The sequence below is a fragment of the Ornithinimicrobium sp. INDO-MA30-4 genome, assembly GCF_021535045.1.
GTDB lineage: Bacteria > Actinomycetota > Actinomycetes > Actinomycetales > Dermatophilaceae > Ornithinicoccus.
In genome coordinates, this window is the sequence record NZ_CP091056.1 from 2,307,946 (window position 1) to 2,320,228 (window position 12,283).

At 62.6% G+C, this 12,283-nt stretch carries 17 protein-coding genes and 1 pseudogene; 9 read left to right on the forward strand and 9 right to left on the reverse strand.

What is annotated here, in order from left to right; genetic code table 11:
- Position 1: 1 nt before the first annotated feature.
- Positions 2 to 214 carry a hypothetical protein gene (locus L0A91_RS13905; RefSeq protein WP_235244965.1) on the reverse strand — a complete coding sequence of 71 codons (213 nt, stop codon included), beginning with the start codon at positions 212 to 214 and terminating at the stop codon, positions 2 to 4.
- Positions 211 to 963, reverse strand: coding sequence for a MauE/DoxX family redox-associated membrane protein (locus tag L0A91_RS13910; RefSeq protein WP_235244966.1), 753 nt, complete (start codon positions 961 to 963; stop codon positions 211 to 213). The genes L0A91_RS13905 and L0A91_RS13910 overlap by 4 nt, the downstream gene beginning before the upstream one ends.
- Positions 964 to 996: 33 nt before the next feature.
- Here L0A91_RS13910 and L0A91_RS13915 point away from each other — a divergent pair, with 33 nt between their 5' ends.
- From L0A91_RS13915 to L0A91_RS13935, 5 genes are read left to right on the forward strand one after another with little or no spacing between them, the layout of a single operon-like run.
- Positions 997 to 1,254, forward strand: coding sequence for a hypothetical protein (locus tag L0A91_RS13915; protein WP_235244967.1), 258 nt, complete (start codon positions 997 to 999; stop codon positions 1,252 to 1,254).
- Positions 1,254 to 1,826, forward strand: a complete 573-nt coding sequence (locus L0A91_RS13920; protein WP_235244968.1) for a hypothetical protein — start codon at positions 1,254 to 1,256, stop codon at positions 1,824 to 1,826. The genes L0A91_RS13915 and L0A91_RS13920 overlap by 1 nt, the downstream gene beginning before the upstream one ends.
- Positions 1,823 to 1,963: a hypothetical protein gene (locus L0A91_RS13925; protein WP_235244969.1), complete on the forward strand. Its 141-nt coding sequence runs from the start codon at positions 1,823 to 1,825 to the stop codon at positions 1,961 to 1,963. The genes L0A91_RS13920 and L0A91_RS13925 overlap by 4 nt, the downstream gene beginning before the upstream one ends.
- Positions 1,960 to 2,136, forward strand: a complete 177-nt coding sequence (locus L0A91_RS13930) for a hypothetical protein (RefSeq protein ID WP_235244970.1) — start codon at positions 1,960 to 1,962, stop codon at positions 2,134 to 2,136. The genes L0A91_RS13925 and L0A91_RS13930 overlap by 4 nt, the downstream gene beginning before the upstream one ends.
- A gap of 23 nt (positions 2,137 to 2,159) precedes the next feature.
- Entirely contained in the window at positions 2,160 to 4,262 is a 2,103-nt protein-coding gene (locus L0A91_RS13935) for an MMPL family transporter (RefSeq protein WP_235244971.1), read from the forward strand.
- On the opposite strand, the gene L0A91_RS13940 is transcribed toward L0A91_RS13935, so the two are convergent.
- Positions 4,218 to 4,955, reverse strand: a complete 738-nt coding sequence (locus tag L0A91_RS13940) for a tryptophan-rich sensory protein (protein WP_235244972.1) — start codon at positions 4,953 to 4,955, stop codon at positions 4,218 to 4,220. The genes L0A91_RS13935 and L0A91_RS13940 overlap by 45 nt on opposite strands.
- Before the next feature lie 368 nt (positions 4,956 to 5,323).
- On the opposite strand from L0A91_RS13940, the pseudogene L0A91_RS13945 reads away from it, so the two are divergent.
- Positions 5,324 to 6,078: pseudogene (locus L0A91_RS13945) on the forward strand (oxygenase MpaB family protein).
- A gap of 12 nt (positions 6,079 to 6,090) precedes the next feature.
- Positions 6,091 to 7,359 (forward strand): NAD(P)/FAD-dependent oxidoreductase, encoded by a 1,269-nt coding sequence (locus L0A91_RS13950; protein WP_235244973.1) that lies wholly within the window; start codon positions 6,091 to 6,093, stop codon positions 7,357 to 7,359.
- A 67-nt stretch (positions 7,360 to 7,426) separates the two neighbouring features.
- Here the strand turns inward: L0A91_RS13950 and L0A91_RS13955 are convergent, their stop codons facing one another.
- From L0A91_RS13955 to L0A91_RS13980, 6 genes are all read right to left on the reverse strand, one after another.
- Positions 7,427 to 8,527: a DUF2867 domain-containing protein gene (locus L0A91_RS13955; protein ID WP_235244974.1), complete on the reverse strand. Its 1,101-nt coding sequence runs from the start codon at positions 8,525 to 8,527 to the stop codon at positions 7,427 to 7,429.
- Entirely contained in the window at positions 8,452 to 8,898 is a 447-nt protein-coding gene (locus tag L0A91_RS13960) for an NAD(P)H-binding protein (RefSeq protein WP_235244975.1), read from the reverse strand. Before L0A91_RS13960 ends, L0A91_RS13955 begins: the two co-directional genes overlap by 76 nt.
- Positions 8,899 to 8,955: 57 nt before the next feature.
- Positions 8,956 to 9,492 carry a CPBP family intramembrane glutamic endopeptidase gene (locus tag L0A91_RS13965; protein WP_311197848.1) on the reverse strand — a complete coding sequence of 179 codons (537 nt, stop codon included), beginning with the start codon at positions 9,490 to 9,492 and terminating at the stop codon, positions 8,956 to 8,958.
- A 169-nt stretch (positions 9,493 to 9,661) separates the two neighbouring features.
- The gene (locus tag L0A91_RS13970) at positions 9,662 to 10,204 is read right to left on the reverse strand and encodes a Dps family protein (protein ID WP_235244976.1); all 543 of its coding nucleotides are present in this window, start codon (positions 10,202 to 10,204) and stop codon (positions 9,662 to 9,664) included.
- A 288-nt stretch (positions 10,205 to 10,492) separates the two neighbouring features.
- A complete protein-coding gene (locus tag L0A91_RS13975) occupies positions 10,493 to 10,705 on the reverse strand; it encodes a hypothetical protein (RefSeq protein ID WP_235244977.1) in 213 nt (70 codons plus the stop codon).
- Positions 10,702 to 11,031, reverse strand: coding sequence for a bifunctional 2-polyprenyl-6-hydroxyphenol methylase/3-demethylubiquinol 3-O-methyltransferase UbiG (locus L0A91_RS13980; protein WP_235244978.1), 330 nt, complete (start codon positions 11,029 to 11,031; stop codon positions 10,702 to 10,704). Before L0A91_RS13980 ends, L0A91_RS13975 begins: the two co-directional genes overlap by 4 nt.
- 186 nt (positions 11,032 to 11,217) lie before the next feature.
- Between L0A91_RS13980 and L0A91_RS13985 the strand changes: the two genes are divergently transcribed.
- The gene (locus L0A91_RS13985; RefSeq protein ID WP_235244980.1) at positions 11,218 to 11,595 is read left to right on the forward strand and encodes a TfoX/Sxy family protein; all 378 of its coding nucleotides are present in this window, start codon (positions 11,218 to 11,220) and stop codon (positions 11,593 to 11,595) included.
- A gap of 32 nt (positions 11,596 to 11,627) precedes the next feature.
- On the forward strand, positions 11,628 to 12,278 hold the full coding sequence (locus L0A91_RS13990; RefSeq protein WP_235244981.1) for a 4a-hydroxytetrahydrobiopterin dehydratase: 651 nt from the start codon (positions 11,628 to 11,630) through the stop codon (positions 12,276 to 12,278).
- The last annotated feature ends 5 nt before the right edge of the window (positions 12,279 to 12,283 follow it).

Consider the following 12,283-nt stretch of genomic DNA (forward strand, 5'->3'; position numbering starts at 1 on the left):
CCTATCCCTGAGCCTCGAGGAGTTGTTCCTTGATCTCATCAACAAGTTCAAGGATCGCGGTTGGCCCGGTGACTGGGCCACCAGCCATCAGGCCATCGGCGCCCAAGAGGATCGCGGCTGGTCGAGCAGAAGTGAAGTGCTCCGAGAGCGAATGACCCACTTCGGTGTAGGCGATGCCTTCCCAGGTTGGCTGACGGTCAAACGCGGAGGTCAAGTCGGCGGCTGTGACGATCCGGACGGCGACCATCGGCAGGTCCTTCGCGATGTCGGGAATGGCATCGGTGACCCGGACACAAGGGGAGCATGAGGGGAGAGCATCAGCAGCAACACTGCCTGCTGCTGGGCGAGGCCGCGCAACGTCGTCTTCGAGTCCAGCGATGGGCCGATCAGGTCGACATAAGGGATTGGAGAACGCATGTAGTCTTCGAGGTCCTCGGGGTCAGCTTGCGGAGCTGCTGAGAAGGCGCCGAGCACTAGGGCCGTCACCAAAGCGGTCACCGCTAGGGCGAGGATCCACCCAAACTGATCGAGTATGCGAGGTGCGGCGACTCCGTTGAGGGCGAGGTCAGTGATGCTCAGACCGGCTAGTGCGACCAAGACCCCATTGCGCAGCAAAGTCCAGCGATCGACGACACCAGACCCCAGCGATCCAAAGCAATTACAGTTGGTGTCGCCCTCGTCAGCGACCAGCTTGGCGATGAGCACGAAGTAGCCGACGAAAAGCAGCAGAACAACTACCGCAACTGCTATGCCGAGTGCCCCAGGCAGAGCCAGCAAGAAAACCGCTAGCGCAATTTCGCCATAGGCATGGGTGCGAGCGAGCCACATTTTGCGCGCTGCCTTGGGGATGCCCATGTCGGCCCAGGCGCGTAGTGGGTGCGGGTCACGGGCTTTGGCGACGCCACTGATGAGCAAGATGACTGCCACGATCACGGTCGCGGCAAGCAGAGAAATGCTGAACATGTCCCTCAGGATAAGCCGGGATACCCTAAAGCCATGGGTGGACGACGGTTGGCAGTGCACGTCTTGGACACCCGGATAGAAATCGTGTTGCATGGCCGAGACACCGATGAGTTGTTTGCCCGCGCTGAAGAGGCCTGGAGTCTCGCCCTCGCGCCGACCACCGACGTGGATGCCGTGGTGGTCGCCGAGTTGTTGCCCGAGGGGGACAGCGCCATCACCGGACCGTGGGTTGGGAGCCCAAGCCGGGCAAACCGTGGGCTTTCGCAGAGCCAGACCCAGGGCGCTTGCTGATGCTCCTCACCCAGTACGTCACCTCGGCCGCCATCAAGGAGCAATCAGGTCGTTTGTTGATGCTGCATGCGGCTGGGTTAGCTCACCCGCAGACAGGCAAGGCCTCGATCTGGGTGGCGCCAGGCAACATGGGTAAGTCGACTTTGGTGCGAACCCTTGGGCCGAGTTTTAGCTATCTCACTGACGAAACGATCGCCATTCGACGTGACGGCACGATCGCTCCGTACGCCAAACCAGTCTCGACGAGAGTGGAGGAGGCAGCCGGCGTCAAAGAAGAGCGGGCACCGGGGCCCTTGGGCCTTAGTCTCCCCGCTGTTGCTGCCCGTCCGGCCGGGCTGGTTTTCCTTGACCGAGTCGCGGCGCATGAGGGCCCAGCGCAGATCGCTGAACTGGACACCTTGAGCGCCGTTGAGGCCGCTGTCCCGGAGTCGTCAGCTTTTATGGTGACGGACAAGCCGCTGCAGTGGTTGGCGCACATCCTTGAATTGACGGGCGGAGCCAGGCGCGTTAGGTATTCAGAGGCGTCCGACCTGTTGCCGTTGGCGCGCGAAATCATGGAGGAGGTGCCGTGAGCGTTCACGAAATCGATGGATTCTCGCTGGCTCGGCAGGTCAGGGTTGGTGACATCGTTGATGTGCTGGAGCGCGAGGGCGAGGCTCTGGTCCTCGCGAACGGCATGATCCATCGCCTCTCTCCCCTGCTACCTTGATTCTGCAACGGGCAGAAGCCGGATGGATCGGCATACCTGAGCTTGCTGATGCGCTGGTTACGGAGTTTGGCGACCCACCCGATGGTCATGCGGGCACCCTGACCGGCACGATGGTTGACGCGTTGGTAACGGCTCACCTCTTGGAGTCGAGAGATTCCGGTTCCTCAAAATAGTTAGATCGTCGTAGTATCTATCTGTGAAGTCACCTGCAGAGATCATCACTGGGCGCAAGAGCGCCTGGATTGTTGCCGTCGTTACCTTCTTGCTGGCCCTGGCGGTCGCCGGATTCGTGTCAGATGGTGAGCGCTCGCCGTCGGCGACTGATTCGCTACCGGCCGGCTATGACAGCACCGAGGCGGTCGCGCTGCAGGAGCGGCTGCCCGAGGACGAGACCTCTACTGCGATCGCGCTCTTCACGGTTGATGGCGATGACATCACCAGCCAACTGCCCGCCTTGCAAGAGGTGATGGACTCAGTCGCGCCCGAAGGCGTCACCGCTCAGGTCGTCCCCTCCGAGGACGGATCTGCGGCAATCTCGGTGCTCACCGTTCCGGCCGAGACGGCCACGGTGACTGCCGAGCAGGTGACCCAGCTGCGCGCTGACTTGGCCGAGGAGGTGCCGGACGGCGTCACGTCCGCCTTGACCGGCCCAGCAGCCATTCAGGCTGACCTGGCCGCAGTCTTTGAAGGCGCCAACTTCCAACTCCTCGCCGTGACGGCCTCGGTGGTCGCGCTGTTGCTGTTGGTCACTTATCGCAGCCCGTTCCTGTGGCTGGTGCCGCTAATTGTGGTGGGTGTTGGCGACCGAGTTGCCTCGATTGTCGCGACCAACGTGCTTGAAGTTGCCTCAATCCCGTGGGATGAATCCACCGTCGGAATCCTCTCGGTGTTGGTCTTTGGTGCGGGCACCGACTATGCACTCTTGCTCATTTCCCGCTATCGAGATGAGCTCAAGCGGCACGAGAGCCGCAACGAAGCGATGCTGCTGGCTCTGCGGCGCACGGCTGAGGCAGTTTTTGCCAGTGCCTCGACGGTCTTCGTTGGCCTGTTGACCCTGGCCTTGTCGGCCTTCCCGACCACTCGTGGCCTCGGGGTTGCCTGTGCCGTCGGTATCTTGGTCGCCGCAGCTTTTGCCCTCGTTGTGCTGCCTGCAGTGCTGGTCCTCTTTGGCCGCGGCATCTTCTGGCCGCTGGTGCCCAAGCTTGGGGCCAAGGCCATCACCGAGACTCGTTCGATCTGGCGTCGCGTGGGTGACATGGTCAACAAGCGCCCTCCGGCCTTCATCATCGGCACCCTGGCAGCGCTATTCGTCTTGTCCCTGGGCGTCTTCCGCGTCGACTTGGGCCTGCCGACCTCGGAGCAGTTCCTGGATGAGCCAGAGTCGATCTCAGCATCGGCTCGACTGGCCGAATCATTCCCCGCTGGCAGTTCCGACCCAACGGTGATCGTCACGGCTGCCACCGACGAGGCCGAGTTGGCTGACCTTGAGACGGCGATCGGCGACGTTGATGGCATCGACTCGGTGCGGATGAGTGCCCAAGCCGAAGGCGTCACCACCTTCGATGCCATCACTGAGGACGCGCCAAGCAGCCCAGAGGCGCGAGACACGATCCTTGAATTGCGGGGCGTGACTAGCCAAACGGCTGACACCTACGTCAGCGGTTCGGCGGCTCAGGCGATCGATGAAGAGGAAGCCACAGCCGCAGACCGCACGCTCATCTTCCCGCTGATCTTGGGCTTGGTGCTCTTGGCGCTCATTGGCTTGCTGCGCTCGTTCTTGGCGCCAGTCCTGCTGGTGACCACCGTGGTGATCACGTATGTCGCGGCGCTGGGCCTGTCCTGGGTGCTGTTCACTCAGGTGTTTGGTTTCACCGCCATGGACTCGGGCACGCCGCTATTGGCCTTTATCTTCTTGGTTGCCCTGGGTGTCGACTACAACATCTTCCTGGTGACCAGAGCGCTCGAAGAAGCCGAAACACTTGGGACTCGCAAGGGCATGCTGCGTGCACTGGCCGCGACCGGTGGCGTGATCACCAGCGCCGGTATCTTGCTGGCCGCCGTGTTTGCGGCTCTTGGTGTCCTGCCACTGGTGCTGCTGGCTCAACTCGGCATCGTGATCTTCGTGGGTGTTCTCATCGACACTCTCGTGGTGCGCACGGTGTTGGTGCCGGCTCTGGCGCTGACCCTGGGCGAGAAGTTCTGGTGGCCTCGCAAGATTGACTCCACCATCGAGGGTTTCGACGCCAGTCGCGGCCTAGCGGGACCTGCGGGCTCGCCAAGCCAGGCCCAGGATCGCTAACGCCGCGAGGGCGGCGGCTAAGCCGGTCACGATCGAGTGCGGCTCGTCGGTGAGGCGACCGACGCTGATCCAGCCCAGGCCCCAGGCCATGGCCGCGGCGACAGCCCAACGTCCGCCGAGACGCTCGTTGAAGAGGACACCCAGCCCGACAACCACGATCAGCACAGCAACCGCGAAGATGTTGGCCAGGAACGGGTGGGGGTCCAGGCCGCTGACGATGAGGGCGGTCGTGATGCTGGCGACGCTGGCTACGGCGACCCAACCCAAGTACAGGCCGAAGGTGCCGTCAATGATGATCTTGTCGGTCAGTTCGCGGCTGGGGCGCACCGTCATCTTGCGCAACAAGAGACCCAGGTTGACCGCCAGGGCCAGGATGACGAGCACGCTGACCCAGATCCAACCCTGTTGGGTCACCAGCAGCCAGGAAGCGTTGAGGATCATCGAAACTGCCGCCAAGTAGCCGATGCGGCGGTGCACTTCGCGCGTAGTCTGTGAGGGGAGCCACTGCCAGATCGTGTAGGCAAACAGGCCGATGTAAATCACGGACCAGATCGAGAAGGCTGTGCCCGCGGGCGCAAGCAGGGTCGCATCCGCGGCGAGAGCACCGTCCGCAGTGTCTTCGACGCTGGTGCCTAAGACCCCGACGCCAACGAGCGTGCCAATGAGGCAAAAGACCTCCGAGGCGGTGACCACGATCTGTCGTGTGCGGTCGTTTGTCCGTGATGATGGCATGTTGTGCCCTCCCGGTGTGTTGTCTCAAATGGCGTGGTGACAGTCTTTCAGTAGGTGTATGAAGTGCAACGTTAGCGATGAGGTGAAGGTCCGTGGCAGCCAGTCCCGTGAAGATGGCCCAAACTGCTGGATTGAGCGTGTCAAGCGCGATCCAGCTGAAGATCGGCGAGGCCCTGCGATCCAAGGTCGCAGGAGATGACGCGCAAGAGCGAGCCGCCCACATTTGGGGCGCGCAGGGCGAGCGATGGTTTACCCCTGAAGACCCGGTATGGCGGGTGCATGCGGACGCGTCCATGTTCCCGGCCGGCGTGACGGCCCTCCTGCTGCAAATGCTGCACCCGATGGCTATGGCCGGTGTGGCTGGGCACAGTGGCTACAAAGGCGACCCTTGGGGCAGGCTGCAGCGCACCAGCACCTATCTCGCGTCGACCACCTTGGCACGATTGAGCTAGCCGAAGAGACGATCGCCATGGTCCGCGGGATCCACGAACGGGTCCGCGGCAAGGATGCCTTCGGCCGTCCCTATCGGGCCAGCGACCCGCACTTGCTCATGTGGGTGCACATAGCCGAGATCGATTCGTTCCTGCGAGGCTTCCAGACGTATGCACCGGTCCCGCTGACTCCGGCCGAGGCAGACCTTTACGTCAAGCAAGCAGGCCTGTCAGCAGGCAAGTTGGGTGTGATTGACCCACCCACGACGGTGGCTGAGTTGCAGGCCGAGCTGGCTGCATACCGGCCGGAAATGGAGACAACGGCAGCTGCCCGGGAAGCAGCCCGGTTCCTGCTGCTCAACCCACCGCTGCCGATCCCCGCGCGCCCTGGGTACGGCGCGCTCGCAGCTGGCGGAGTGGCGCTGCTGCCGCAGTGGGCACGGGACATGCTGAATCTGCCGGTCAGCGAGCCAGTGGCACGTTGGGTTGCTCAGCCGGTCGGCCAACTCGGCACGAACACCGTGCGCTGGGCGATGGCGGGGCTCGATAGCCACCGCAGCGCGGCACCGATGGCGCCCAAGGCTGGCGAACCATTGCACGATCCCGATCCCGATCCGGCAGAGTCGCAAACCGTTAATGACGCTGCGACATAGGAGAATGGCCAGATGACGAACGTGAGCGCCGCAACCACTGAACACGACGTGCTGGTAGTTGGGGCCGGTCTTGCCGGTCTACAATGCGCTCGCACCCTGCAGCGCGAAGGCGTCAACGTGGCGGTGTGGGATGCCGGTGATCAGGTCGGTGGTCGCATCCGCACTGATCTCATTGATGGTTTCCGCCTCGATCGTGGCTTTCAGGTGTTGAACCCGGCCTACCCAGCCATCAAGGAGCACATCGACATTAATGCCCTTGGTATGCAGATGTTTGGCTCGGGCGTGGGCGTGCGCAGCGAAGACCGTTTTGCCATGCTCGTGGACCCGATTCGTGAGCCTGCGCTGGCGAGTGAGTTGCTGCGCAGCGGCCTGCTGGCACCCGTCGATGTCATCGCGCTGGCTCGCTGGGCCGGACCGGCGTTGGCACCGCCCTCATGGGTCAAGAACGCTCGCGACGCGCAGCGAGGCGAGTCGATGGACGCAGTCGGCCTGACCGGTCCGCTGCGTGAGGTGATGGAAGCCTTCTTGGCCGGTGTCGTGCTCGAAGACGAAGGCACCACGTCGATGAACTTCATGCGGTTGCTGCTGCGGATGTTTGTCTTTGGCTCACCGGGGCTGCCTCGCTTGGGTATGCAAGCCCTGCCCCAGCAGATTGCCGACGAGTTGGGCGACGCAGTAACCACCGGGGTGCAGGTGGCCTCAATCGAGCAGGGCCGTCGTCGCGCCATCGTGCACACCGCAGATGGCCGCACTGCTTCGGCGCGCCTCGTTGTGGTGGCTACTGGGGCAACTGCGGCTCAGAGCCTGGTGGGCGTCAAAGCGCCTGAGATGAAGGGCGTCGTGGCTGACTGGTTCACGATGGATGAAGCACCGGATATGCCGCCGATGCTCGTGGTGGATGGTCGTGGCCCGAAGGCCGGCCCGGTCAAGAATGCCGCCGTGATTTCGGCCGCTGCGCCCACGTATGCGCCTCCGGGGCGGCACTTGGTGCAAGCCTCGTCGCTGATGCACGGCGGGCGCTCAGCCGCGACCGAGCAGGTGCTTGATCACACGGGTGAGTTGTTTGGGGTCGACACTCGTGGGTGGCAATTGATCCATCGGCATGAGGTGCCCGAGGCGCTGCCCAGCCAACCAGCGCCGTTGCGGACGCGTCAGGCCATGCGAGTCAGCCGATCCGTGATTGTGGCTGGTGACCACATGGACACCGCGAGCATTCAGGGCGCCATGGTCAGTGGCGAGCGAGCAGCACAGGGATATCTGCAGCACATCTCGCACACCTAGGCGCGGCGACTCAGATCGGCCCAGGGCACTGCATGGTGTGCCCTGGGCCGATCTGCGTCGTGTCTGCCTAAGAGACGGCGGCGGCCTTTGCTGCCGATTTAGCCAGACCGCGATGCATAGCCAGGAAAACGGCTGTGTGCGCTGGCCACAGTGCTCCCCAGTAGCCCAAGCCACCCAGGCCCGATGGAGTGAACCTAGCGGTTTGAGTCAGGGTCGGCGACCCATTCTCGCTGCCGCTGACGTTGAGGATCATCAGCGCCTGACCGGGCAGTTTCATCCGGGAGCGCAGCACTAGTTCGCGGTCAGAGCCGGTGGCCGTGACGGACTCGACAACCCATGAGTCAATCGTGGAGCCAGCGGCTGGCGGACCGGGAGTGCGCTGCTTGGTGTGTCCACGGCCGCCGACGGCACGGTCAAGCAGGCCACGCCCTTCCCACAAGATGTCGGGGACATGCCAACCGTCTTCGCCGCCCAGCTTTTCGATCTCGGCCCAGATTTGATCGACGCTGGCATCAACCGTGCCGCTGTGCCGGTCGGTGAAGACGGTTGCTCCCGCCCAGTCGGGGTCAGCAGCGCTAATTCGACCGGGGTGGTCGGGGTCAACTTCGGGGCGCAGTGGCTTGGCCTGTGGGCCCTCTTGGGCCGCGTCAACGGCCGCGTCAAAGCCGACGAAGCCACCGTCTGGGTCGGGAATGTACTCAGCAATGTCGTGCTCTTTGCAGATCACCTCGTGGATCAGCGATCCGACGAGCGGCTTAGCGATGCTCGAGGGGACAGGAGTTACGAGACCAACCCAGTGACTCGCCAGGCCAGGTGTCATCACTGGCACCGTGCGGACCCGGCGCTTGACGAGGTTCGAGCGCGACGCATACCGAAGGATCATCTGGTGGTAAGTCAGCACCTCGTCAGCGCCGACGTCGAAGCCTCGATTGACCTCGGGCGGCAGATCGCCGGAACCCACCAGATAGCGGATGATGTCGTCGATCGCGATGGGCTGGATGTTGGTCGATAGCCAACGCGGCGCAATCATGACGGGCAGGCGCTCGGTGAGGTGGCGCAACATCTCGAACGAGGCCGAGCCCGCCCCGAGAATCACAGCGGCACGTAGCACAGCTGTGGGCACACCTGAGCCGAGCAGAATGTCTTCGACTTCCTTGCGTGAGCCCAAGTGCGTGGATAGTTCTTCGCCCTCCGGGTAGAGGCCACTGAGGTAGACGAGGCGCTGGACTCCCGCTTTTCGGCGGTTTTGGCGAACCCTTGGGCCAGGGCGCGGTCGCGAGAGACGAAGTCGCCACCACCGTCCATAGAGTGAATTAGGTAGTAAGCGGTGTCCACGCCCGCCAGAGCATCTGCCAACTCTTGAGCATCGGTGGCACTGCCTTCGGCTACCTCAACTTGGTCGGCCCACTCACGTGGCTTGATCTTGTCGGCGTTGCGGGTGAGCACGCGAACGGTCCACCCTTCGCGAAGCAGCGCTGGGACCAGACGGGAGCCGATATAGCCAGTGGCTCCGGTCACGAGGGCACGTTTTGCCGGCATGGGAACTCCTAATTTTGTCGCTGTAAGTGGAGCCTGGCGGGCTGAGCATGGTTGTCACTAAGCCAGTGCGGTGAGGAGCGGCGGAAGGACGAAAAGTAGTGACATCGACCAAGTCAGGTGCGTGATGATCGGGGCCAGAATCCCACCCGTCACCCTGCGCTGAAGGCCAGTGACGAAGCCTAGGACGATTGCGGCAAAGACGAGCATGAGGTTGCCGGTGGCCATGGTGGCAAGGCCATAGAGGGCAGTGGAGATGATCACCGCATGGCGTCGCCCGATGGCAGCGAACATGGCACCTCGGAAAAACAACTCCTCGGCGATGCCGTTCACCAAGGTGATGACAGCGACGACCGGGAGTGAGGCAAATCGTGCGTAGTCGAGGACGTTGTTGACCAGATCCCGCAAGAACGGGACTTGGGCCACCAACACGGCGCCAGCGCAGAAGATGGCGACGATCAGCACACCCAGCAGGAATGGCTGCAGGATTGGGCGGGCATGTCGTTCACCCGTCCTGGTATGCGCCCACCCCAAATGCAATGGCCCCGACGCGAATGCCCCGCCGGTCCATACGGCGGCCAGCAACAGGGTGACCACGTAGAAACTGGTCGCACCTGGGGGTCGGGTCAGTCCAATCGCGAGAAGGACAGACCCGACCACCAAAGTAATGGCCGCGACGATGCGGCGCTTGCGAAAGTCTGCGTCGCTCTGCGAGTGATCCCGAGGAACGGGATCTAGCAGGGCTGCCTGCAGAAATCGCGCAAGCTCAGCGGGCGGCCTCAGCAGCCTCTCCCTCCGTGGACGCTTCCGAAGCGGCAAGCTGGCCGGTCATGTTTTCCAGGTGTGCACGCACGAACCACTGGAACTTTTCCAACTCGGCGGTGTGACCGATCAGCATGTCCTCGGTCACCGGGTCGATCTCGCCGGCCGTGGCGATGGCCTTGCGGTTTGACTCAATGACACCGACATAGACCAGGTTCATGGCAGCCAAGTGGGCAGGGACCAGGTCCCGGCCCAAGGAGTAGTCGTCCCAGGTGCGGTCCTTGAGGATTGCGCCCGGGGTGCCGTTTGGCGCTCCGCCCATGGTGGCGATCCGCTCGGCGACCTCGTCGGCATACCCACGAACCAACTCAACCTGGGGGTCGATCATCTCGTGGACGCTGATGAAGTTGGGGCCAACCACGTTCCAGTGGATGTGCTTCAACGTCAGGTGCAAGTCGTTGTAGGCAGACAGCCGGTCTTGCAAGGCAGTGACCATGGTCTTGCTCTGCTCGTCAGAGAGACCGGGGACGGTGTAGGAAACGCTCATGTTTCTCCTCTTTCTTGACTCAATCTTGCTGGTGATGACGCTACCGCGCCGCACTGACAAACGTCAGGCGGGGTCCGTTTAGACCGCGGCGGGTTAGTAACTGAACGCGTCCACCCCCGAGTAAATATTCCTTATCTACGTCCGAATCAAGGTCCGGCTTAGACCCAACTTACTGGCCGGCCACGGCTTGCCAGCGTCAACTGATGTTCGGGGACGAGTGTCAGCGAAGGGCGGAGATCCCGCGCTCTTAGGGGGACGAGCGAGGCGCCGCTGGCTCAGGCTCGTGAGTTACTTTTTTTGCCCCCAGATGACCGCATCGGATAGGTCGACCATGGGGCCGTCAAACTCGACCGGGTCCCGCACGAGAGTCATCGCTTGCAACGTCGCCCAGTTGCTCGCTTCGAGCTCAGCAACAACCTCCTCTGGCGTGGAGTAGACGTTGGGATCCGGTGGTCGAGGCACTCCGGTCAATAAGTCATTGGGGTGATGGTTGGCGATCAAGAGATACCCCCTGGTGCGACGGCGGCTTCCAGGACTGGATAGATCGCAGCCATCTGATCTCGGGGAACGTGCAGGTATTGAGCGGATATCAGCTGGTAGTGACCCGTTGGCTGCCATCCGCCATACAGGTCTCCGCTCTCCCACGTGATGTGTTCCCCGCGGTCGGTCATTTGGCGCGCGTGCTCCTGGGCGGTAGACAGGGCGACAGGGGAGATGTCTAGGGCGACCACCTCCCAGCCACGCTGAGCGAGCCAAATAGCGTTGGCGCCCTCGCCAGCTCCTAGGTCAAGCGCCCGGCCTGGCGGAAGGTCCTTGGCCCTGGCCACTAAGTGCGGGCTAGGGCTTCCTCCACACCCGATCTTGGGCGTACTTTTTGTCCCAGAAGGCCTGCGCATCAGACGGCTGGGGGCCTGTGTGAGCATGGTCAGTCATGCTAGCGATCTTGCCTCACAGCGCTGAGAACAGCGGTCTTGGCCCCACTAAAGGACCTCTGCCCTCGTTAGGCTCGCACCATGGCATACGACGTGGACCTGGCAAACCGCTTGAGACACGCCCTAGGCGACATCCCCGGCACCGCAGAGAAAGCGATGTTTGGCGGCATCTCGTTCCTCGTGTGCGGACATCTCGTGATCACTGCGAGCACGTATGGCAATCTGCTCGTTAGCTGCCCCAAAGAACGAACCCAAGAGTTCCTGGAGCGAGATGGCGTTACCCGTGCCCGGATGGGCAAGCGGACGATGAGCGAAGGTTGGCTTGCCGTTGAAATGGACGTCGTGCGCAGCGACGTCGATCTAGATTTCTGGGTGGGGCAGGCCTTGGACTTCTCTGAGGGCTTTGACGACGTCGACCTCGGAACGCGTCCGGGCAGAATGCGTGACCGGCCGACCTAGTCTGTGTCAGAGGTTCATGTCAGAGTGTTCTCGTGGACGCACTAACGACGCAACAGATCCTGGACGCCAACCTCAAAGACTGGCGCAAAATGCCAGAAGCGCTGCACGCGCGCTTCAACACAGCCACCTTCATCGCCGGAATGGAGTTCGTCAACGCCGTGGGGATGGCTGCCGAAGAGGCATTCCACCACCCTGATGTGAAACTCACCTACGGCCACGTTGACTTCAAACTGGTCTCGCATGACCTCGGCAACTCGATCACCCAGCACGACATCGACATGGCACGCCGAATCAGTCAGATCGCTCACGAGATGGGCATCATGTCTGACTCGTCGGCGCTCACGGTCGTTGAGTTGGCGTTGGATTCGGCCGACCGCGCGACCATCGGGCCGTTCTGGGCTGCGTTGCTGTCGGGCTCTGCAGAAGCGCTCAACGACTACGACGTCAATGATGTCAACGATCAGGTGCCGCTGCTCTGGTTCCAAGACACTGAGACCCACGAAACCCCGCGTCAGCGCTTCCACCTCGATGTTTGGGTCCCGCACGACGCTCGCGATGCCCGCATCAAGGCGGCGCTCGCGGCTGGCGGCACCATGGTCGACGAGTCGCAAGCGCCCGCTTTTGTGGTTTTGGCTGACCCCGAGGGCAACCGCGCCTGCATTTGCACGATGTTGGAGCGCTAGTCGCC

Coding starts and splice junctions, on each gene's coding strand:
- L0A91_RS13915 (WP_235244967.1), top strand. CDS start 997: ATGGGTGGACGACGGTTGGCAGTGCACGTCTTGGACACCCGGATAGAA.
- L0A91_RS13985 (WP_235244980.1), top strand. CDS start 11,218: ATGGCATACGACGTGGACCTGGCAAACCGCTTGAGACACGCCCTAGGC.
- L0A91_RS13960 (WP_235244975.1), bottom strand. CDS start 8,898: ATGCCGGCAAAACGTGCCCTCGTGACCGGAGCCACTGGCTATATCGGC.
- L0A91_RS13970 (WP_235244976.1), bottom strand. CDS start 10,204: ATGAGCGTTTCCTACACCGTCCCCGGTCTCTCTGACGAGCAGAGCAAG.
- L0A91_RS13910 (WP_235244966.1), bottom strand. CDS start 963: ATGTTCAGCATTTCTCTGCTTGCCGCGACCGTGATCGTGGCAGTCATC.
- L0A91_RS13920 (WP_235244968.1), top strand. CDS start 1,254: ATGCTCCTCACCCAGTACGTCACCTCGGCCGCCATCAAGGAGCAATCA.
- L0A91_RS13950 (WP_235244973.1), top strand. CDS start 6,091: ATGACGAACGTGAGCGCCGCAACCACTGAACACGACGTGCTGGTAGTT.